The following is a 20,033-nucleotide window of genomic DNA, read 5'->3' as shown; positions in this document are numbered from 1 at the left end:
AGGTTCTAGCGCGGCAGAGGGGCCGCTGCTGGAGCGTATATGAGGGGCGTTTGTTGCGTGGTTGCCGCCGCCGTGTGCTGGGCGCACGGCCTTGCCGAAGCGGGGGTCTGGCAGCAGCGCCAGGGCACCAGCCTCGTCATTCAGACCCAGGAGTATCTTCGCGCCGAAGCTGAGGATCGTCTGTTCCAGCAGTCGGTCCTGCGCAACTACGCCGAGGTGCCGATCGGGCGCTACTCGATCGGCTACAAGGCGGGCTACGCCTTCCAGCAGGCCGAGGGGGAGGACTACCTGAACCAGGCCTCGGGGTTTAACGAGGCGGAGCTCTTCGTCTCCCGGCATACCACCTTCGACCGCTCGGCCTTCGCCCTTCGCGGGTCCTGGATTATCCCGACGACCAAGGTCGCCAGGGGACAGCGCCAGATGGGCCAGGACGCCGCTGCCGAGTTCGGGAGTTCCCTGGGGAGCAGCCGAGGGAGCCTCTTTGCGGAGGGATATCTTGGCTACCGCCGCAGCTTCGGCATGGACGCAGATCAGTTCAGAGCCGACACCGTGGTAGGCTACCACGCGGGGCCGCTGCTCCTCTTGGCCCAGACCTTCACCACACGGAGCTTGGGCGGCGAGGAGCCAGGCGGTCTCGACTTCGACCTCACCCAGGCCAGCGTCTCCGCCGTCATGCCGGTCCACGGATCGCTGTCGCTGGAGATCGGCGGAAGGGCCGACCTCGCGGCAGACGGTTTCGACGAGGGGCGCAGCGTGTTCTTTTCTCTTTGGTGGCGGCGATGAGACTGGGCATTACCGTGACATTCCTGGTGATGCTTCTCGCCGCCGGGGGGCTTTGGAAGCTCTGCGGGCTGGAGGTCGAGGCGGTGAAGCGCTGGCCCTGGACCGCCATCGTGCTCTCCGCCATGCCCTTTGCCGGCATCGGCTTTGTCCGCCTCAAACGGCTCCTGACGCGGATCTGAATGAGCGGCGCGGTTCCAGTTTCCGAGGCAGCCAGGCTGCGCTTCACCCCTAGGCAGAAGGCGGTAGGGCTTGCCGTCCTAGCCCTTCTGGCGGCGGGCTTCTCGATGGTTCCCGTCCTGACGGCTCAGCTTCTGATCGTCGTCAATCTCGGCTTCGCCGCCGGGTTTCTTCTTATCCGCACGGCTGCCGTCTTTGCGGTGCTGGGTACGGAGGACCCGCCGCGCCGGCGCGCCGAGGCGGAGCTGCCCCGCATCACCATTCTGTGCCCGGTCTATAAGGAGGCGGCGAGCCTGCCCAACCTTCTGACGGCCGTGGCGCAGCTCGACTACCCGAAGGACCGCCTCGAGGTCTTCATCCTGATCGAGGAGGAGGACGAGGAGACCCTCGCTGCGGCCCTGCGCTATCCGACGAGGGCGGTTCCCGTGCTGGTGCCGGAGGGGCGGGTGAAGACCAAGCCCAACGCCCTCAACCACGGCATGAGGAAGGCGTCCGGCGACATCGTCGGCGTCTACGACGCGGAGGACCGGCCCGAACGATCCCAGCTTCGCAAGGTGGCGGCCGCCTTCGCCGCCTCGGACGAGACACTCGCCTGCGTCCAGGCGCAGCTCAACTACCACAACCGGGACGACGGCTATCTGCAGCGCATGTTCGCGCTCGAATACGCGCTGCAGTTCGACTGGTTCCTTCCAGGACTGACCAAGCTCGGCCTGCCGCTGCCGCTTGGCGGGACCAGCAATTTCGTCCGTACCGAGGCGCTTCGTGAGGCGGGGGGCTGGGACCCCTACAACGTGACCGAGGACGCTGATCTGGGGCTTCGCCTCGGGGCGCTCGGCTACCGTATCGAGGCGATCCGCAGCACCACCTTCGAGGAGGCCACCGAGACGCCCGCCGCCTGGGTCAAGCAGCGCTCGCGCTGGCTGAAAGGGTTCTTGCAGACCTGGTTCGTCCATCTCCGCGGGCGGACGAGCCTGAAGGACGCGCTGGTGCTGCACTTCGCCATCGGCGCGGTGGTGATCGGCGCCGTCGCCAACCCCATCACCTACGGGCTTTGGCTGGTTTGGTGGTTCACGGAGCTTTCCTTCCTCGTGCCGGTGTTCGAGGGCTGGGTCGGGCAGGCCTGCCTTCTCCTCTTCGTCGGCGGCAATTTGGCTCACTTGTGGTTCATGCTGCTCGCACCCTTGCGCCGGGGATGGATGGACCTCACGGGAGCCGCGCTCTTCCTCCCCTTCTACTGGGCGCTGCAGTCGGTAGCCGGGTACAAGGCGCTGGGCGGCTTCATCCTGACGCCGCACTACTGGGAGAAGACGGAGCACTCCGCCGGTACCGATCCCCTGAAGGAGGGCAGCCTTGCGTGAGGGGCGGTTGACCGCGGCACTGGCCGCGCTGAGCTGCGCCGCCATCGCGGTGGGGGCGCCGTGGTGGGAGGCGGGTTTCGCCGAGCGTCTCGCTGGCTATCTCACCGGGGCCGGCGTGCCCGATATCCATTTGCGGCTTGCCGGTCTCCTTGCCCATATCCTGCCGCTGCCTTTTTCGATGGCCCTCGTCAGCTATGCCGGTTGGGCCGTGGCCTCCGCCGGAGCCTCCAGGCTTCCCTGGCTGAGGCCGTATCTGCCGCTCTTCTTCCATCCCGCCGCGGTTCTAATGACCGCTATGGGTTATGGCCTGGCAGCCGTGGTCCTTCTTCTCGTCTTCATCAGCTTCGAGCGGGTCCTGGCGCTGAGGACCCCCGCCGCCGTGCCGGGCCTCGGCATCGCCTATCTGGCAGGGGTCCTGGCGGTGCCGTCCTCGGCCTCGCTGCTCCTCGTGCTGATCGCCCCCCTCTTCGCCCTGGCGCCGAGGATCATGCTGGAGCGCTACATGGTGTCCTTCTACCTGGTGGTGGCCATGCCAGCGGTGACCGCCGCGCTGCTTCTGGCGAGCCTGAGCACGGCGCCCGCTCCCGCCTTGGTCCCGACCTTCCAGGCAGGGGGCCTCTTTCCCCTTCTGCTCCTCGCCCCGGCCGTCCCCCTGGCCGCGGGAAGCGAGGCGATGAAGCGCCTCCTCTTCGTTCTGGGCGTCGTGACCTTCGGTATCCTGATGACGGACAGCCTGTCCGGCCCCTTCAGGCTGCTGACGGCGGCGCTGGCGGCCAGCTTCGCCCTGCGCAGCCGCGTCAGCCCCATGGCCGAGATCGGCAGCGGTGCAGGCGTCACGCTTGCAGCCTTCGCCTTTTCCGCCGACATGGGGTGAGTGACCGAGACACCCGCGCCCCTTGAAAGCCTTGAAGGCTGCCCCTTCTTCGTCATGGACGGGGCGGGGAACGACTTCGTCGTCGTGGACCTGCGCGGCGGCGGCGCGATGACCGAGGCGGCGGCCCGTCATCTAGGCGACCGCCGTGGCCCTTTCGGCTGTGATCAGATCATCGGCATCGCGAATAGGGACGATCGCCCGGCCATGCTGATCTGGAACGCCGACGGCAGCGAGGCGGGTGCGTGCGGCAACGCGGCGCGCTGCGTGGCGGAGCTCTTAATGACTGAGAGGAGCGCTGAAGCGCTCTCCTTCGGCTCCCCCTCGGGCACGCTTGATGCGAGGCGGATGGGCGAGCGCATCGCCGTCGATATGGGCAGGCCGCGTTTGCGCTGGGACGAGATACCTCTCTCTCAGGAGCTTCCTCAGACCCTGCAGCTACCCGTCGATGGGGGGGTGCTGGAGCGCTACGGCCTGACACCGCCGGTGGGGGTGTCCATGGGCAACCCCCATGCGGTGTTCTTCGTCGCCAATGCCGAGGCCGAGCCTTTGGCCTCCTTCGGCCCGCTGATCGAGCACGACGCGCTCTTCCCCGACCGGGTCAACTGCTCGGTCGCCAGCATCCATGGCGGGGCGATCAGGCTTCGAACCTGGGAGCGCGGGGTCGGCCTGACGATGGCGTGCGGCACGGCGGCCTGCGCCAGCCTGGTCGCGGCGCACCGGATCGAGCTTCTGGGGCGGAGTGCCAAGGTGGTGGCGGATGGCGGTGAGCTGTTCATCGCCTGGGACGAAGAGACCGGGCGGGTCGAGATGGCCGGGCCGACGAGGATGCACCGGCGGGGGGTGTTCTAGCGCCGCCGCCCCCTCAGCCTACCGGCAGCTCCCCCACAGGTGGGGGAGCGAAAAGAGAGCGAGGTTGGTTCTGCTTCCCTCCCCCACTGGTGGGGGAGGTGCCCGGAGGGCGGAGGGGGCTACGCCCCTTGCACCCACTCCCTCCACCCCGCACATGGGCGCGATGACCGAGCGCGCCGTCACCATCAGCCTGGGCTGCCGCCTCAACGCGGCGGAGACCGAGGGCATGGCCGCTCTCGCCGAGCGCGGCGGGCGGGCGCCGGTGATCGTCAACACCTGCGCGGTCACAAGGGAGGCCGTGCGCCAGAGCCGCCAAGCCATCCGCCGGGCCGCTAAGGAGCATCCCGGCCGCGAGGTCATCGTCACCGGCTGCGCCGCCGAGATCGAGCCGCAAGCCTTCGAGGCCATGCCCGAGGTGACGCGCCGCCTGCCCAACCAGGAGAAGCTACACCCCTCGTTGTGGTCAGTGCATGAAGCAGCGCCGGGACCGAGGTATCTCGACGTCCGCGCGCCGCTGGAGGTGCAGAACGGCTGTGACCACCGCTGTACCTTCTGCATCATTCCCTACGGCCGCGGCGATGCGCGCTCGAAGCCCATTGCTGCGGCTTGTGAGGAGGCGCTCAAGCTCACCGAGCGGGGCGCGAAGGAGATCGTGCTCACCGGTGTGGACCTCACCTCCTGGGGGCCGGACCTTGGTGAGGGTTTGGGCCTCGGCCATCTGGTTGAGGCTTTGAACGAAGCCCTGCCGCAGGCCGTGGACATCCGCCTCAGCTCCATCGACGGGGCGGAGATCGACGACCGGCTCTTCCCTCTGATGACTGAGGTGGAGCGCATCGCGCCCTATGCCCATCTCTCGCTTCAGGCAGGCGACGACATGATCCTGAAGCGGATGAAGCGGCGCCACAGCCGGACCGATGCCGTGGAGCTCTGCGCCCGCTTGAAGGACGCCCGCCCTGAGATGGCCTTCGGTGCCGACCTCATCGCCGGTTTCCCGACGGAGACGGAGGGGATGTTCGAGAACTCCCTTCGCCTCGTGGAGGAGTGCGGCCTGGCTTACGTCCACGTCTTTCCCTTCTCGCCGCGCGAGGGAACGCCCGCCGCTAAGATGCCGCAGCTTCCCCGCGAGGTGGTCAAGGAACGTGCCGCAAGGCTTCGGGAAGTGGCGGCGGCGGCGCTGAGGAGGCACCTTGATGCGCAGGTAGGAACGGAAGCGGTCGCTCTCATCGAAGAGATCAAGGACGGCGCGCCGAAAGGCCGCCTGCCGAACTTCACCGAGGTGCTTCTGCCCCCTTCCGCTGGTGCCGAAGCAGGGCAAAGGGTGCCTGTTCGTCTCACCGGGCGCGACGGTCGGCACCTTCTGGCTGTTCCGACCAGGTAGAAAGCATAAGGAGAGCCCATGGCTGAGAAGAAGAAAGGCTTCATGTCCCGCCTGTTCGGCGGCAAGAGCCACGACCCGGTGGACGAGCCGACCTACGACAAGGCCCGAGACCCTGACGCCTCGCCGAACCCTGCCATTCCCGAGGGCAAGGCGCCCGACCTGGGCCGCGGCGGTGACCGCGAGCGAGCGGCGGCCAACGCGGAGGAAGATAGCGAGGCGGGTGATGCCCGCTTCCTCAACCAGGTCCCCGAAGAAGAGGGCGGCGTTGCGGACGAGGACGAAGAGCCCCGACAGACCACCCCGGCGGAGGAGAAGCGGGCACCTGCGCCGGAGGCTGAACGTCCGCCCGCACCCCAAACGCCAGAGGAGCCGCCGAGGAAGCGCGGCTTCTTCGGCAGGCTGACCGAGGGGCTGAGCCGCACCTCGACCAAGCTGACCACCGGCGTCACCGACATCTTCACCAAGAAGAAGCTCGACGAGGACACCTTAGAGGAACTCGAAGACCTCCTCCTCTCCGCCGATCTCGGCACGGGGCCCACGGAGGAGGTGGTGGGCCGCCTGCGCCGCGAGCGGGTCGGTCAGGACGTCACCGATGAGGAGGTGAAGGCCATCCTCGCCGAGGTGGTCGCCGATACCCTCCGTCCGCTGGAAAAGCCGTTGGCGGTGAACCCGTCCCATGCCCCCCACGTCATCCTCGTGGTCGGCGTCAACGGGGCCGGCAAGACTACGACCATCGGCAAGCTCGCCAGCAAGATGAAGGCCGAAGGGCATTCCGTGCTCCTCGCGGCAGGGGACACGTTCCGCGCCGCCGCCATCGAGCAGCTCGCCGTTTGGGGTGAGCGGGCGAACGTGCCCGTGCTGACCAAACCCAACGGGGCGGACGCGGCGGGGCTGGCCTATGAAGCCATCGAGAAAGCCCGCACCGAAGGTCACGATGTCGTCCTGATCGACACGGCAGGGCGCCTCCAGAACCGCAGCGAGCTGATGGACGAGCTCGGCAAGATCGTCCGTGTCATCAAGAAGCTCGCCCCCGAGGCGCCCCACGACACGCTCTTGGTGCTCGACGCCACGGTGGGCCAGAACGCCATCAGCCAGGCCTCTGCCTTCACCGAGATCGCAGGGGTCACGGGCCTCGTCATGACCAAGCTCGACGGCACGGCCCGCGGCGGCATCCTTGTTGCACTGGGTGACAAGTTCGAGCTGCCCATCCACTATATCGGCGTTGGTGAGGGCATCGACGACCTACGGCCGTTCGACGCAGGCGAGTTCGCCCGTGCGCTGACGGCCGACGTTTGAGCCCCCTCCGCCCTTCGGGCACCTCCCCCATTCCATGGGGGAGGGAAGCAGTGGGCGGCGGCGGCTCTCATAATTGCTCCCCCTCTTTGAGGGGGAGCTGCCGGTAGGCTGAGGGGGAGGAAGCGGCGGTCGCAACCTCTATAGAAGTTCGGGAGAGGAACATCCGTATGGAACGCGCACCGGGCACCGGGCCAGTCGCCCTTGACGGCAACGAGAAGCTGGCCGTGGAGCTGGGGCCGCTGGCCTTCTTCATGGGCGGCTACTTCCTCAACGGCAAGGTGGGGCCGCTGCTTGACGGCCTGTTCGGTACGGAGCTCTTCGCGGAGCCGAGCGGTGAGCTCTATTGCGCGCTCGCACTCTTTCTACCGGCTTTCGTGGTTGCCTTCGCTTATTCTATTGTCCGCACGAAGCGGGTGGCGCCCATGTTGGCAATCACTGGAGCAATCGTTCTGCTGACCGGTACGCTGACCTTCGTTTTCCAGAACAAAGCGTTCACATACATGAAGCCTACGGCCATCTATGGCATCACGGCTCTGGTGCTGGGCGGGGGTTTGTTCTTCCGACAGATCTTTCTCAGGAAGCTTTTCGGTGGCGCCTTCGATATGCCCGACGACAAATGGCGGATTCTGACCTGGCGCTTCGTCGCCTACAACGCCGCCGCTGCGGTCGCCAACGAGATCGCCTGGCGTACCCTGACGGCGGACTGCGTGCCGGATGTGGAGTGCGCAGGCGAAGCGGTCTGGGTGAACCTCAAGCTCTTCGGCTTCACCCTCGCCTATTTCGCCTTCATCGCGGCCAACGCGCCGTTCCTGATGAAGCACGCGGCGCAGGCTGAGGGTTCGTAGGCCCGACCTCTTTGTCGGTGCCGTCATCCCGGAAAGTGCGCAGCACTTATCCGGGACCCATGGCCTGGGATCGGTAGAAAGAACGACGGTCGGGACAATATTGCAGGTTTGGTCCATGGGTCCCGGATAGCCTTCGGCTTCCGGGATGACGGCAGGTAGTCCTCACACCCCATCCGCCGGGTTCGAGAACGGCGGAAAGTCCGCCCTCCCCTCCACTTCCCTGTGCTGCCTGAGCGCCCAGACGACGGTGGGAAAGGCCAGCTCGTCCCACGGAATGTCTTCCCACGAAGCGAGCATCAGCTCCTGGCTCTCCGGCCCCGGCGTGATGCTGTCCGCGTTGAGGAGCTTCGCCCTGAACATGATCTGTACCTGGCTGATCCTGGGTACTGAGTAGACCGCCAGCACGCGGTCGAGCTCCAGGTCGGCTCCGGCCTCCTCCCTCGCCTCTCTGCGGGCGGACTGCTCGACGCTCTCGCCCAGCTCCATATAGCCAGCCGGAAGGGTCCAGAAGCCAAAGCCAGGCTCGATAGCCCGTTTGCAGAGCAGTATCCTGCCATCTTCGGTGGTAGCCACGCTTCCGGTTACAATCTTCGGGTTCTGATAGGCGACGAAGCCGCACCTTGTGCAGACATTCCGCTCCCGGTCGTCTCCTTCGGGCACTTTCAGGGCGAAAGAGGGCATGGCCTGACCGTCGGACATCATCACATTTCCTTTTTTCGTACCCTGAATCTCAGCTCGCCTATCGTTTCGGGCACGAAAAGTGTTGCATCCGTAGGCGAAGCACCCAAACTGCAAACGTTCGTTAAGGCAGCCGTGTCAAGTGCCAATCGTAGGCGTTCAGTATGCGGGGGTCCAGAAAGCGGACAAAACCGAGGCGGACGCCTCTTTTTGTGAAAGCCGGCGCGGTGAAGTCTCGCGCCTCAGACGTCAGAAAGAAGTGACATCATGGCGAAGTACGAGCTCAAGGAAAGCCCCGGCCACCTCCTCCGCCGGGCACAGCAATATGCGGACGATCTCTACAAGAAAGAGGTCGGTACCGGCGGTCTGACTGCCCGTCAGTTCACCGTTCTTCACGCGATCAGCGAGCAGGAAGGCCTGTCCCAGACCGATCTTGTCCGCAAGACCGGCATCGACCGCTCCACCCTTGCCGACATGATCGCGCGTCTTGGCAAGAAGGGCTATGTCGCCCGTCAGCGCACGAAGGACGACGCCCGCGCCAACGCGGTGAAGCTCTCCGCGTCCGGCAAGAAAGTGCTCTCCAGCCACGAGGGCAAGGTGATGAAGGCGGAAGCTGCCGCCCTCGACGCCCTGCCGAAGACCCAGCAGTCGAGCTTCATGAAGTCGCTCAAGGCCTATGCCGACGCGCTCGAGAAGATCGAGGCCGAGGAGATGGCACCGAAGCGTCAGCCTGCTGCCAAGAAGGCCGCGAAGAAGGCTCCGGCTAAGAAGGCTGCCAAGAAGACCGCCGCTAAGAAGACGGCTGCCAAGAAGGCCCCGGCTAAGAAGACCGCCGCCAAGAAGGCACCTGCTAAGAAAGCTGCCAGGAAGGCTCCTCGCAAGAAGGCCGCCAAGAAGTAAGCTGATCGTCCGCACCTTCCGGTTCGGACCCGCCCCGCCCGGCCTTCCGCCGGGCGGGGTTTTTGCTGTCGGGGTGGTGGTCCGCGTTGCGGGGCTCACTCAGCGTGCCGTCGGCTGCTCATCTCTGATGTCGAGTGAGGGCGAGTGGTGACTGAGCCAAGCACAAAGAACGCCCTCACCCGAAGCCTGCTACGCAGCCTCCGACCTCTCCCGGAGGGAGAGGTGAGAACGGCGCTCACCCTAACAGACGAAGCTCAGCCCCGTTGCGATCTTTCGGTTGAGCGGAACGTTCCGCGTAGGGCGGCTAGAGCTCTAGATCAAGCGACACCGGCGCGTGGTCGGAGGGGCGCTCCCATCCGCGCACGTCCTGGTGGATGGTGAAGGCGGGCAGCCCTCCAGCCAGCGCCTTCTCCTGCAGCGCCTCGCTCACCCAGATATGGTCGAGGCGGCGGCCGCGGTTCGAGGCGAGCCAGTCCTTCGAACGGTAACTCCACCAGGAGTAGAGCTTGTCCTCGGGCTGGTGAAGGGCGCGGGCGACGTCGACGAAGCCCTGGGCGATCAGCCTGCGCATGGCTTCCACCTCTACCGGGGTGTGGGAGACGACCTTGAGGAGCTGCTTGTGCGACCAGACGTCGTTCTCTTCGGGGGCGATGTTGAGGTCGCCGACGAGGATGGCCTTCTTTTGGCCGACGCCCTCGAACATGGCGGTCATCTCGTCCAGGAAGTCGAGCTTGTGGCGAAATTTGGGGTTCACCTCCGGGTCGGGCTCATCACCCCCCGCCGGGACGTAGAAATTGTGGAGCTGGACGCCGCCCGTCAGACCCACGGCCACGTGGCGGCAGTCGCCCATCTCGCAGAAATCCTTGACCTCCTGTCCCTCGAAGGGGTGGCGGGAGACCGTGGCGACGCCGTGGTAACCCTTCTGCCCGCTGATCGCCATGTGCGGGTAGCCCGCCTTCTCGAAGGCCTTGCGCGGGAACTGATCGTCCTGGCACTTGGTTTCCTGAAGGCACAGAATGTCAGGCTGCTGCTCTTCGAGGAAGCGCACCACCGAGGCGATGCGCAGGCGGACGGAGTTGATGTTCCAAGTGACGATGCGCATGGGGTCAGGCGCGGCTGGGATCGGTGGCGGAGACGTCCGGGTCCTCCGCCAGGCTGTCCACGAGCTTGGCCGCCCCTGGGCAGGCAGCGCGCCAGTCCAGCTCCTCGCTCAGCCTGAAGTCCAGCCACTGAAGCGCCGAGACCATCATGAGAGCGAGGTATCCGTCCGGTGCGGAGGAGGCAGCCCTGGGTGCAGCCGCCTCGATCAGGGGGTAGGCCCGCTCGATCCCGTCGATGCGCCGCTGCTGCCACTTGGCCGAGATGTCCGCCTCGCGGCGCTTCTCCATGAGAAGGGCGACGCCGAGATCGAGGACGCCGGTGAGAACGGCGATGTCCGCTTCGTGCTGCAGGCGCTCGGCCCTAGCCGACGGAAGAAGGTCTCGGCCCTCACCTATCAGGGTGCGGCAGATGAGGCCGGTGTCGAGAAGAAGCGGTCCGTCCCCGGCCATTTTCAACGCCGGCACTTTGCCCAGAGGGTTCACTGCGCGGTATTCGGGATCGAAGGGGTCGGCGAGGCGGAAACCCACCTCGGCTCCGGCCTTGGCCGCAACCAACCTGCAGAGGCGAACATAGGGTGAGAAGGCGGAGCCGTAGAGCTGACCGATGGTCAAAACGCAGCGGCCCCTCGGGTGCAGGCGGAGAGAGCCCTGACGGGGCTCGGCGTGTCGATCTGCAGGATGTCCGCGTGTTCTTCCAAGAATACACGCGACGCAGCCAGCATGTCGGCCTGCAGGTCGGTGGAGAGGGGGTCCGCCTCGATACCGATGATGATGGGCGCGGGCGCCTCGGTCACGAGCAGCATCGCGCTCGCAAGCTGTCGCTCGGCCTGGTCGAGCTCCGCCTTGGCCTTGGCGTTGCGCCGGGCTTTCTTGCGCAGGGCCTCGACGCTCTTCTTCAGCTCGGCCAGGGCGGCGGCGTTGGCCGCGTCGAAATGGGCGGTGGCGCTGTAGACCCGCTCGCTGGTGTCGCAGTGGGAGCGGTTGCCGCCGGAAAGCTTGGCCACGGCGAAGCGGCGCAGCGCGTCCTCGCGCTTCAGGCTGACCTCGTCCGCTCCCACGCCGATGACGAGATAGCCGTCATAGCGCTGGGCCGGGGCGGTCTCGGGGACGGCGAAGGCAACCCCGTCGGCGAGGGTGAAGGGGGCGGCGTGGCTGTCCGAGGTGATGAAGGTCGGCGCCTTGTCCGAGGCCCAGACGGGGCGGAGCACGAACTGACCGCCGACGGAGAGCCGCAAGAGGTCGAAGCCGACCGAAGCACCGTCCGCGCAGACCCGCACACCGCCATCGGCCAGGCTGCCCTCGGGAGAACAGAGGTCCACATGGCCGCCTGGAGCCGCCGGTAGAGCCGCCGTCTCGGCCGCCTTCGCCTCCTGAACCGGCTGGGGGCGAGGCGAAGAGAAGCTCGCGCGCGCAGCGTCGCTGCCGAGCTGGTCGGCGACATTGCTGCCGAAGACCAGGAACAGAAGGCCCAGCCCAGCCAGGACACCGGCGCGGACCCAGCGGGGGCGCGTCTCGCGGAAGCCGCCCTCCTCGCTTCGGGTGATGAGTTTGGGGTCGAGGAGCGGCGGCGGGGCGGCGTCGAAGCTGCGCTCCTCCACCCGGTCGCGCCGGGGCATGTGCAGGCTGTCCCAGAACACCAGGACGAACAGAGCCAGAAAAGCCACCACCGCCATGCCCAGAACGGCCATGCCCGTCGGCGTTTCGAAGATGGCGATCACCCGTGCGATCAGGTCCATGCCGCGCCCCTGCTGTTAAACCTTACCAGATCCTTAGCATGATGACGCCGAAGTGCCTAGGCTTAAGGCAGGTGGGCACGACAGGCTGCCCCAACGTGTTGCCGACCTGCGCCAGAAGGAGCCGATCGCGATGGATATGAGCAACCCCGCCCGCAAAGCCGCTCTCTACCGGATGGTCATGCCGGGCCATGTCTGCCCCTACGGCATCAAGTCCAAATGGCTCCTGGAGCGCAAAGGCTACGCGGTCGAGGACCACCACTTGACGACGCGGGAGGAGACCGACGCCTTCAAGGAGGAGCACGGGGTGAAGACGACGCCCCAGACCTTCCTCGGCGGGGAGAGGGTCGGCGGCTATGACGCGCTGAAGGAGCGGTTCTTGGGCGAGAAAAAGGACAAGGACGCGAAGACCTACACCCCTGTCCTGGTCATCTTCGGCGTCTGCGCCTTGATGGCTTGGGCTGCGAGCTACTGGGCCACCGGCAGCGCCGTGAGCCTGCGCGGCATCGAGTGGTTCGCCGCCTTCTCCATGTCGGTCCTGGCCATCCAGAAGCTGCGCGACGTGGAGAGCTTCTCCACCATGTTCCTCAACTACGACCTCCTGGCCAAGAGGTGGGTGCCCTACGGCTACATCTACCCCTTCGCGGAAGGCCTGGCAGGCGTGCTGATGATCGCAGGCGGCGTCTTCGCCAAGATCGGTGCGCCCATTGCCCTGGTGATCGGCACGATCGGCGCGGTCTCGGTGATCAAGGCCGTCTATGTCGAGAAACGCGACCTGAAATGCGCCTGCGTCGGCGGGAACTCCAACGTGCCGCTGGGCTTTCTCAGCCTGACCGAGAACCTCGTGATGGTGGTGATGGGCGTGTGGATGTTGGTGAAGTAGGGAGGTTTCAGGGACCGAAGCTCACCAGGATCCCCCGGTTGGGCGCCACTTCCCCCGCCACCATCTGCATCCAGATCGCCTTCGCCGCCTCCCCTCCGCGGTGCGCCTCGTAGGTGAGCTGGTCTGCGGTGTCGTCCGTGATCTCGGCCCAGGCCTTGAGCGCCTCCGCCATGAAGGCGCCTGCACCCATCTCCTTGTCGCGCTTCTCGATCTGGGCGGGGGCGAAGAACATGGTGGGCTTGGCGCCGGGAAGCGGCTCCTTCTGCCGGGGGGCATCCCAGTGGGTGGCGCCGACGATGGAGCTGACCTTCACGTTCTCGCCGAGATGGTTGTGGACCTTTGTGATGACCTCAGCATTGCCGGACATGTCCACGAGGGCCGCAGGCGTATCCGGGTCCAGGCCCGTGACCTGGTCGTAGCTCAGCACCTCGTCATAGGTGCCCAGCGAGCGCACGAAGTCTGTACGCGGCGCCGAGGTGATGCCGATCGTCCGCACTTTCTTCTCGAGGCGCTTGAGGGCCGCGGCGGTGCCGAAGCCGGTCTTGGACGAGGCGCTGGTGACGATCACCTGCTCTACTCCGAAATAGTCGTTGTCCTCCAGCCAATCGGCGATGACGAAGGAGGTGGCGAAGAGCGGGAAGAGCACCGCGCGGGCGTCCTCGCGCTCGGCTAGGAACGAAGGTTCCTCCCCCGTCAGGCGGTATGCGTTGTAGGTGACGGGCAGCCCGCTCCGGTGCTCGGCGGTGTCGATCACCGCGCCGCCCTTGCGCTTGGGCCGTATCACCAGATGGCTGGCCATGGGGAAGTAGCCGTAGAGGCGCTCGCCCTCGGCAAGCTGGTCGCTCTTCGAGGCCGCGACCCGGCCGAAGCCCCAGACGGGGATGATGCCGCGCTCGGGCGCGTCGGGGGTGGGAAAGAAGCGCCAGTAGCCGATCTGCTCGCCCACCAGGCCGTAGGTGACGTTGTTGGCGGTGAGGCCGAACTTCTCGACCTCCAGGAGCACTTCGCCCTCGGCAAGCTCGGGCAGCTCGCGCTCGACGATTTTCGCATCGGCGAGGTCGCGCCTTCTCACCCTCAGTTCCGTCAGCATGGTGTCCTCCCGAGCAGCTTAGGCTGGTGCTGCGCTGCTCGGGACGTTCGATCAAGCGGGAAGGTCAGCCGTGGGCGGACCTTCCCGCAGGTGCCTCTATCGCCGTCCGACCCTGCGGCCGGACTTGCCATTGGCCAGGAACACCGAGGTGGTCCTGGCGGGGACGGCGAAGCTCTGCCGGTCGTGATCCGCAAGCCTCGTCACCGGGTCGGCGGAGGCCTTCTGCCTCGGATGCAGGCGGAAATGACCCGGCATCTCGAAGCTCACCGCCTGGTCGTCGGCGTTGAAGAGGACGACGATCTCCGGCGCGTCGCGGTCCGGGCCGAGACCCATCACCACGAGGCCGGGGATCTGCTCAGGGCCTGTGTTGTAGAAGTGCAGGTTCGCCTTCACCTGCTCCCCGGTGGTCAGCCTGAACAGGCGGTGCTGCGAGCGGATGGCCAGGAACTCCTCGGTCATCGCCTGGGAGAGGGCGATCAGCTCCTTGGGCATGGCGAGCTCGGGGTTGCGCAGGAGCGCGCCCTGCTCGTCCCAGTTCGCCTCGTTGTCGCCCCTTGGCGGCAGCCCGCGGCCCCAACCGTTATCGGTGCCGTCCAGGCCCAGATGGTTGAACCAGTCGCCGGAGTTGTAGCTGTTCCGGTCCATCGACTTCGAGCGCAGGATCTCCTGGCCCGCATGGATGAACGGAATGCCCTGGGCGAGCAGCACCGTGCTGGTAGCGACGATCTGTGCACGGACACGGTCCTCCTGGCTGACGTCGCGGGGCAGCTTGTAGGCGTTGATGTCGAACAGGGTCTCGTTGTCGTGGGCGGCGACGTAGTTGATGATCTCCTGCGGGTCCGAGGTATAGCCCGCACCCGGACTACCGAAATAGTCGATCTCGGCCCCGGTCTTCACCTGCCCGTCCGAGGTCTCGAAGCTGTAGTCCTCAAGGCTGCCGGCGAGGCCCAGGCGGACCCAGTCGGTGAAGAAGAGAAGCTCGCGCCGCTCGTCCTCGCTTCCCGAGCGGAGGAAGTTGGGTGCGGTGTAGAGGCCGTTGGCGAAGCCCTGACGGCGGACATGGTCAGCCCCCTGATCGAAGGGTCCGCCGCCCCTGACCGCATCGCGCAGGCGGTCGTTGAAGGTGCCGACGCCGGTCCCCTCGCCCATATTGTTCTGGGCGGCCTGGGTGAAGCGGGCGTCGTTGGCCACCTCGCCGAAGTTCCAGCCCTCGCCATAGAGGTAGATCGCCGGTCCGTGGACCCCGTCCTCGGCCATGGTGAGGCTCTGCAGCCGCTCCTTGGCCTTGAGGATGTTGCCGCGCGTATGGTGGCCCATGAGGTCGAAGCGGAAGCCATCGACCTTGTACTCCTTCGCCCAAGTCTCGAGGCTGTCCACCATCAGCTTCTCCATCATGTCGTGCTCGGTGGCCGTGTTGGCGCAGCAGCTCGACGTCTCGATGAAGCCGTCCCCGTTGAGGCGGTGGTAGTAGTCCGGTACGATCCGGTCGAGGACGGACGTGCTGCCCTGACCGCTTCCGGAGGTGTGGTTGTAGACCACATCCATGACGACCCGCAGGCCGACCCGGTCGAGCCCCGCCACCATCTCGCGGAAGGCCTTGACCCTCGCGGCGCCGTCCGGTTCCGCCGTGTAGGAACCTTCGGGTACGGTGTAGTGGTAGGGGTCGTAGCACCAGTTGAAACCGTCCTCGTCGCGAATCGCGTCGATGGCCTCCTGCTGCGCCGTGCTGTCCGAGGCGAAGCCTGAAAGGTCGCCCGGCGTTTTGTGCGTGGAGCGGTCCTCGGGGATCGTCGCGCAGTCGAAGGCCGGGAGAAGATGCACGTGGCTGAGCCCCGCCCGCGACAGCGAGCGCAGATGCTTCATGCCCGTGCTGGAGAGGTTGGCGAAGGCCTCGAAGGTCCCGCGCTCCGCCTCGGGGACGCTCTCATCGGAGATGGAGAAGTCGCGCACGTGGAGCTCGTAGACGCTGATGTCCTCGGGCGAGCGGAGCCTCGCCTTGCGCATGCCGTCCCAGCCCGCGGGCTTGGTGGCGGGGTCCGAGAGGTCGAGGATCTGGCTCCGCAGGCTGTCCATCGAAAGGCTGACCGAGTACGGATCGGTCACGAGGTTGGTCTCGACCCGGCCCGTGGATCGCGCGAAGACCTCGACCTCGTAAAGGTAGTAGCGGCCCTCCCATCCGGCACTGCCCTCAGCCGACCAGTTCCCGGTGGCGTCGTCGCGCTCCATGTCGATCACCTGCGCCGTACCGCCGGTGGGGCCGTCGAAGAGGTGCAGGCGGACATTATGCGCGGTCGGCGCCCAGACCCTCAAGGTGGGGGCACCGCCGTCGAAGCTGACGCCCAGCGCCTCGTCATTGCCGTAGAGATCGTCGAGGACACCCGGCGCCTGGATGGCGGTGGCGTCGAGCGGCTCACCGCTGGCATCGACAGCGCTGAGCACGAACTGGCCGCGCAGGATGTCGTCGATCAGGGTCCGGTCGCCTGCGGGCAGGCGGAAGGCGGGTAGGCCGCTCAGATGACGGAACTTCTCCGCCTCCTCGCCGCCGACGCTCCCCACGCGGACGAGCTCGATGGCCTCGCCGCCGGTGACGCCCGACGCGCTGAGACCGAGGCCGCCCTCATCGGCATGGTGGATGCTGACCACCGCATCGCCCGGCACGTCCCAGGCGATGACGTCGTCCGACAGCCAGTAGGCCTGGGCCAGGCTGAGATCACCCTTGGGCAGCTCGCCGCCCACGGTCAGCTCGTTCGTGGAGGTATCGAAGCTGAAGACCACCAGCGCCCCGTCGGACGGCACGGTGAAGGGTAGGTTGGCGCCGCCGCCCCCTGCCCCGTAGCTCTCGTCCCAGCCCTCGTTGAGCGCTGCCTTCACCTCGTAGGAGCCTGCCGGAATGTCCTTCGTCGAGAAGGTGTAGATGCCGTCGCCGTCCACATCCTGCATCCAGGACTGGAGGCACCAGGGCTGCCAGTCACCGGAGCAGCCGAGTTCGGACTGGAAGCTGCCCGCCGCCGTGACGATGGTGCTGTTCACATTGTCCGTCACCCATTTGGTGGCGTTGGAGAAGTAGAACTTCACGTCCCTCGCCTCGCCGAGCGACAGGCCGATATTGCCGCCGCCCCTGACGGCGTTCGCGCCGTAGTTCTCGTCCCAGGAGAGGTCGATCGGCGCCTTGTACTCCCAGTCGCCTGCGGGCACCTGGAACGTGCCCTGCCAGACGCCGTCCTCCTCGTCGAAGGCGAGCCCGGTGACGAGGCACTCCGCCTGCCAGTCGCCGGAGCAGCCGAGCTCGAACTGGAAGCTCCCGGCGATGGTCACCGCGTCGGGCTCGGGGATCGGTGCGTCGTTCTCGATCACGTGGGTGGCGTGGCTGTAGGTGAAGGTGATCTCGGCAGGCCCGCCCTTCACGCTAAGGGGGATGTTGTCCCCGCTCGCAGCGCCGCCCGCGCCGTAGTTCTCGTCCCAAGCGTCGTTGAGCGCCACCTTGAAGAGGTAGTCACCCTCGGGAAGGGTGAAGGTGCGGCTCCAGTTCTCACCGTCGAAGATCAGCTCGGTGGCGGAGCATTCGGGCTGCCAGTCGCCGGGGCAGCCGAGTTCGGACTGAAGGTCCCCGACCAGCGCCGCGCTCGCGGGCTGACCGCTATGGTCGGCATAGGCCGGCAAGGCGTGCAGCCCCGCGGCGAGAATGAGACCGGTATAGAGATAGGTGTGGCGGTTACGCGTCACTGGATATCCTCCCTGGCAATCCTTTTTATGGGGACATAACCGCGCAGGACCCCGCGCCTGTCAATTCAATATGTCTGCCGGTGGGAAGGACGGGAACTCAAGCGGCCGTCTGGTTCGAGAAGGGACGGCGGTGCCCCTTGCGCGAGTGTTTGAGCCGCGGGGCCGTGTGCTCCGTTCGTAGCGGACCGAACGTGAAGTGGCTCAGGCAACGGGAGCAATTTAGCGACCGAGCACCCAAGCAACCGACCGGCGCCTTCCGCCAGCCCAGGTTCTCGATGCGCTCTGGTAGACGAGATAAAAGGTGCCAGTAGAAGCCGTTCGATCGAACTTAGCTTTGTTAGAACAGCACAGATCTGCAGTAGCGCAGTCTCCTTACTTCTCTACTGTAGAGGTTGCCGAGTCTCGCGCAGGCGTTGAACTCTCGGCTTCGAGGAGTACGCCCTCGCTTTATAGTGCCATATGCTCGTGCCCTTGATCCTGAGCTGACCTGTATAACCGAACCGGCCCGCCTCATCCGCTTCCGTGTCGCGGTTGCCGTCATCGTCGTAGCGGTAGCGGCGCATCACCGAGCCGTCCGAACGCGTCACCAGGACGATCGAACCGCGCTCATCCGCCGACAGGAACCGCCGGTCACCCGTCCCCGAACCACGGTAGTAAACCAAAGGCTCGTCCACACCAGCACCATGAACGTAGCGTCTATATAGGCGATCTATTCGAGCGAGCTACTTTCTTCTATAGATCCTAGAAATTAAATACGCAGGAGACAAAATAAATGCAAATACAATAAAATAACCAAGAATCTCTAACATAACATTTCCGGAATGCATCATACGAACATTATATGGCGCGTAGATATATCCTAAAATAGGCAGAAGAAACGCCACCAATATTATCAAGATGTGTTTTCTTATGTTTTCCATCTTACTCTTTATATATGTTCTAGCATAGCTGTCTAGCCTGCGGCTTACGAACCTGGTCGTAACAGCTCCTGCAAATCCGGCAAATGCGCCGCCAGCTGCTCCTTTTGCGAAACCTAAACCTAATCTAGTCGTGCCCCTTCCGCGAGAGCCGAGTGAGTTGATGTCATCCGCAAAACCTCCCAACCCACCACCTACAAGTCCACCGAGCACAGCTCCGGAGGTTCCACCAACCGACGTACCGGCGGACGCCCCCACCACACCAGGGAAACCGCACCGAGTTAGCAGTTCACCAGCCACTGCGATTTTGCCAATACAAGAGTGATATAGACCTAACTGCTATAGCAACTGCCTCATTTAAATAAAGGTCGAGCAACAACATACCAGACCGTGGTTACAATTAATAAGAATGGCAATTCGTCCAAATATTTATATAACGGAAATACATTTATTGTATCATTCTTTTCCAAGTAGTAACACATTATTGTAATGAATACAGGAATAACGCTTAACTTCTGCTGCATAGAGTGATTTTTCATATTACTCATCACATTTTACCTCATGTAGTGGAACAGCGAGAACAATCACATCCATCATAGCTGCTCCAACCTGTGTAGCCGCATTGATTTGTAGATCACTGCTCCTTTGTGACACAGTGCGATATCCAGAAGGCGTTCTTCCAAATCTACCAATACCAAACCCCATAGCTACAGCAGTTGTGGTTGTGGCTAAGTTATCCATACCCCCCTTGCTCCTGATACAGCTTGAAGAGCTGAGCCGAAAACTTGCATCCCTCCCCCAATAAAAGATACTCGAGACCCAAATACTAACAACCCACCACCTGCTCCCGCTGTAGCGCCCCCTGTAAATGGTGAGGCAAGCAACAAACCTCCCCCACCAACCATCATAGCACCACCCGCTTGACTTGCTCCTAAGCCAAACTCGTTGATTATATTACCAATAGAAGCCAAGCGTTCGTTACAACTCTCCCCTTCTCCTTCTCCTTCTCCACCAAAGACATTGCCGTCGGCGCTGGGGAGGCTTCGTCCGCTTCCCAAAGCCCCGCCATTGCCTAGGCCACGAAGGCTGACACCCCTCGTACCCCGTCTGCGCGGCCTCGATCCAGTGACGCAGATCTCATCGATGTCTTCGTTAGCGGGCTTGTCGCAGCGATCGTCCGGACCGATCTCCGCGCTGTTCAGCCCACTGGGGTCTCGTCTGTTCACCGCGTCCCCGCCCACATAGGCGTACATGTTCAGCCCGTCGCCGTAGCCGATGGGGTCAGTCTGCAGGAAGCGGCCTAGCCTCGGCGAGTAGGCCCTCGCCTTGTAGTGCCAAAGGCTCGTGCCGTGGATGCGCATCTGACCTGTATAGCCGAACCGGCCCGCCTCATCCGCTTCCGTATCGCGGTTGCCGTCATCGTCGTAGCGGTAGCGACGCATCACCGAG

Annotated in this window: 19 protein-coding genes; 10 read left to right on the top strand and 9 right to left on the bottom strand. The window is 64.9% G+C overall.

Going from position 1 to position 20,033, the window contains the following annotated elements; all coding sequences use genetic code 11:
- The first annotated feature begins 39 nt into the window (after positions 1 to 39).
- The 8 genes from NOG11_RS10255 (at position 40) to NOG11_RS10220 (ending at position 7,560) form a co-directional block, all read left to right on the top strand.
- Positions 40 to 783, top strand: a complete 744-nt coding sequence (locus NOG11_RS10255; protein ID WP_256619667.1) for a hypothetical protein — start codon at positions 40 to 42, stop codon at positions 781 to 783.
- The gene (locus NOG11_RS10250) at positions 780 to 962 is read left to right on the top strand and encodes a hypothetical protein (RefSeq protein ID WP_256619666.1); all 183 of its coding nucleotides are present in this window, start codon (positions 780 to 782) and stop codon (positions 960 to 962) included. Before NOG11_RS10255 ends, NOG11_RS10250 begins: the two co-directional genes overlap by 4 nt.
- Positions 963 to 2,318: a glycosyltransferase gene (locus tag NOG11_RS10245; protein WP_256619665.1), complete on the top strand. Its 1,356-nt coding sequence runs from the start codon at positions 963 to 965 to the stop codon at positions 2,316 to 2,318.
- Positions 2,311 to 3,192, top strand: a complete 882-nt coding sequence (locus tag NOG11_RS10240) for a hypothetical protein (protein ID WP_256619664.1) — start codon at positions 2,311 to 2,313, stop codon at positions 3,190 to 3,192. Before NOG11_RS10245 ends, NOG11_RS10240 begins: the two co-directional genes overlap by 8 nt.
- Positions 3,193 to 4,041, top strand: a complete 849-nt coding sequence (gene dapF / locus NOG11_RS10235; protein ID WP_256619663.1) for a diaminopimelate epimerase — start codon at positions 3,193 to 3,195, stop codon at positions 4,039 to 4,041.
- Positions 4,042 to 4,204: 163 nt separating this feature from the next.
- A complete protein-coding gene (locus tag NOG11_RS10230; RefSeq protein ID WP_256619662.1) occupies positions 4,205 to 5,419 on the top strand; it encodes a MiaB/RimO family radical SAM methylthiotransferase in 1,215 nt (404 codons plus the stop codon).
- Between the two features lie 18 nt (positions 5,420 to 5,437).
- Positions 5,438 to 6,715 (top strand): signal recognition particle-docking protein FtsY, encoded by a 1,278-nt coding sequence (gene ftsY / locus NOG11_RS10225; protein ID WP_256619661.1) that lies wholly within the window; start codon positions 5,438 to 5,440, stop codon positions 6,713 to 6,715.
- Positions 6,716 to 6,882: 167 nt separating this feature from the next.
- Positions 6,883 to 7,560 carry an inner membrane-spanning protein YciB gene (locus tag NOG11_RS10220; protein WP_256619660.1) on the top strand — a complete coding sequence of 226 codons (678 nt, stop codon included), beginning with the start codon at positions 6,883 to 6,885 and terminating at the stop codon, positions 7,558 to 7,560.
- 162 nt (positions 7,561 to 7,722) lie between these two features.
- Here NOG11_RS10220 and NOG11_RS10215 read toward each other — a convergent pair whose 3' ends face one another.
- The gene (locus NOG11_RS10215) at positions 7,723 to 8,259 is read right to left on the bottom strand and encodes an NUDIX hydrolase (protein WP_256619659.1); all 537 of its coding nucleotides are present in this window, start codon (positions 8,257 to 8,259) and stop codon (positions 7,723 to 7,725) included.
- A gap of 246 nt (positions 8,260 to 8,505) precedes the next feature.
- Here NOG11_RS10215 and NOG11_RS10210 point away from each other — a divergent pair, with 246 nt between their 5' ends.
- Positions 8,506 to 9,138: a MarR family winged helix-turn-helix transcriptional regulator gene (locus tag NOG11_RS10210; RefSeq protein ID WP_256619658.1), complete on the top strand. Its 633-nt coding sequence runs from the start codon at positions 8,506 to 8,508 to the stop codon at positions 9,136 to 9,138.
- A gap of 304 nt (positions 9,139 to 9,442) precedes the next feature.
- Here the strand turns inward: NOG11_RS10210 and xth are convergent, their stop codons facing one another.
- From xth to NOG11_RS10195, 3 genes are read right to left on the bottom strand one after another with little or no spacing between them, the layout of a single operon-like run.
- On the bottom strand, positions 9,443 to 10,240 hold the full coding sequence (gene xth / locus NOG11_RS10205; RefSeq protein ID WP_256619657.1) for an exodeoxyribonuclease III: 798 nt from the start codon (positions 10,238 to 10,240) through the stop codon (positions 9,443 to 9,445).
- Between the two features lie 4 nt (positions 10,241 to 10,244).
- Positions 10,245 to 10,850 (bottom strand): glutathione S-transferase family protein, encoded by a 606-nt coding sequence (locus tag NOG11_RS10200; protein WP_256619656.1) that lies wholly within the window; start codon positions 10,848 to 10,850, stop codon positions 10,245 to 10,247.
- On the bottom strand, positions 10,847 to 11,974 hold the full coding sequence (locus NOG11_RS10195) for a hypothetical protein (RefSeq protein ID WP_256619655.1): 1,128 nt from the start codon (positions 11,972 to 11,974) through the stop codon (positions 10,847 to 10,849). The genes NOG11_RS10200 and NOG11_RS10195 overlap by 4 nt, the downstream gene beginning before the upstream one ends.
- A 130-nt stretch (positions 11,975 to 12,104) precedes the next feature.
- Between NOG11_RS10195 and NOG11_RS10190 the strand changes: the two genes are divergently transcribed.
- Positions 12,105 to 12,854, top strand: coding sequence for a MauE/DoxX family redox-associated membrane protein (locus NOG11_RS10190; RefSeq protein ID WP_256619654.1), 750 nt, complete (start codon positions 12,105 to 12,107; stop codon positions 12,852 to 12,854).
- A gap of 7 nt (positions 12,855 to 12,861) precedes the next feature.
- Here NOG11_RS10190 and NOG11_RS10185 read toward each other — a convergent pair whose 3' ends face one another.
- The 5 genes from NOG11_RS10185 to NOG11_RS15180 all read right to left on the bottom strand — a co-directional run bounded on the left by NOG11_RS10185 (position 12,862) and on the right by NOG11_RS15180 (position 20,026).
- Complete coding sequence (locus NOG11_RS10185) at positions 12,862 to 13,944, bottom strand: DUF2855 family protein (RefSeq protein WP_256619653.1); 1,083 nt, start codon at positions 13,942 to 13,944, stop codon at positions 12,862 to 12,864.
- A 96-nt stretch (positions 13,945 to 14,040) separates the two neighbouring features.
- Positions 14,041 to 17,667 carry a pullulanase-type alpha-1,6-glucosidase gene (pulA, locus tag NOG11_RS10180; RefSeq protein WP_256619652.1) on the bottom strand — a complete coding sequence of 1,209 codons (3,627 nt, stop codon included), beginning with the start codon at positions 17,665 to 17,667 and terminating at the stop codon, positions 14,041 to 14,043.
- A 380-nt stretch (positions 17,668 to 18,047) separates the two neighbouring features.
- Entirely contained in the window at positions 18,048 to 18,341 is a 294-nt protein-coding gene (locus NOG11_RS10175; RefSeq protein ID WP_256619651.1) for a hypothetical protein, read from the bottom strand.
- A 48-nt stretch (positions 18,342 to 18,389) separates the two neighbouring features.
- Positions 18,390 to 18,797, bottom strand: coding sequence for a hypothetical protein (locus tag NOG11_RS10170; RefSeq protein WP_256619650.1), 408 nt, complete (start codon positions 18,795 to 18,797; stop codon positions 18,390 to 18,392).
- Between the two features lie 515 nt (positions 18,798 to 19,312).
- Positions 19,313 to 20,026: an RHS repeat-associated core domain-containing protein gene (locus tag NOG11_RS15180; protein ID WP_370468265.1), complete on the bottom strand. Its 714-nt coding sequence runs from the start codon at positions 20,024 to 20,026 to the stop codon at positions 19,313 to 19,315.
- Positions 20,027 to 20,033 lie beyond the last annotated feature (7 nt).

Source organism: Parvularcula maris (genome assembly GCF_024505085.1).
Classification (GTDB): Bacteria; Pseudomonadota; Alphaproteobacteria; order Caulobacterales; family Parvularculaceae; genus Parvularcula; species Parvularcula maris.
This window is presented reverse-complemented; position numbering and strand designations above follow the sequence as displayed.